The sequence below is a fragment of the Streptococcus sp. 2106 genome (assembly GCF_013277315.1).
GTDB classification, from domain to species: Bacteria; Bacillota; Bacilli; order Lactobacillales; family Streptococcaceae; genus Streptococcus; species Streptococcus pseudopneumoniae.
Genome location: NZ_VMMS01000140.1, coordinates 1 through 787 on the forward strand (window position 1 = coordinate 1; position 787 = coordinate 787).

General features: G+C 30.2%; 1 protein-coding gene. It reads left to right on the forward strand.

Going from position 1 to position 787, the window contains the following annotated elements:
• A partial coding sequence (locus tag HT723_RS11145) for a restriction endonuclease subunit S (protein WP_188111033.1) occupies positions 1–787 on the forward strand: 787 nt, incomplete at both ends.

Here is a 787-nt window from a genome sequence, read left to right on the forward strand (position 1 = left end):
AAGTTTGCTGATGGAAGTACTCAAGAAATTGATGTTCCTTATGATATTCCTGATACTTGGGAGTGGGTGAGGATAAAATCAATTTATTGGAATTTTGGGCAAAATAAGCCAGAGAAATCCTTTAGGTATATAGATACGTCTAGTATTGATAGAAAAAAGAACATAATCAACTACAAAAATCTACAATATCTTTCACCTGAACAAGCGCCTTCCCGTGCTAGAAAATTAGTTTCGCAGAATAGTGTCTTATTTTCAACAGTTAGACCATATCTAAAAAATATTGCTGTAGTTAGAGAACTTAAAGAGTATTTGATAGCTAGTACAGCATTTATTGTTTTGGATACTTTACTTAACGAAACATATTTGAAATATTATTTATTATCAGATAATTTTATCAATCGAGTTAATAATAAATCTACTGGAACAAGTTATCCTGCAATCAATGATTATAATTTTAATCTATTATTAATTGCTCTCCCCCCACTATCCGAACAACAACGCATAATAGAAGCAATCGAATCAGCTTTAGAAAAAGTAGATGAATATGCTGAAAGTTATAATAGACTAGAACAGCTAGATAAAGAATTTCCAGATAAACTAAAAAAATCTATTCTTCAATATGCTATGCAAGGAAAATTAGTAGAACAAGACCCAAATGATGAACCAGTCGAAGTTTTACTTGAAAAAATACGAGCAGAAAAACAAAAACTCTTTGAAGAAGGCAAGATTAAAAAGAAAGATTTGGACATTTCTATTGTTTCCAAAGGAGATGATAACTCTTATTATG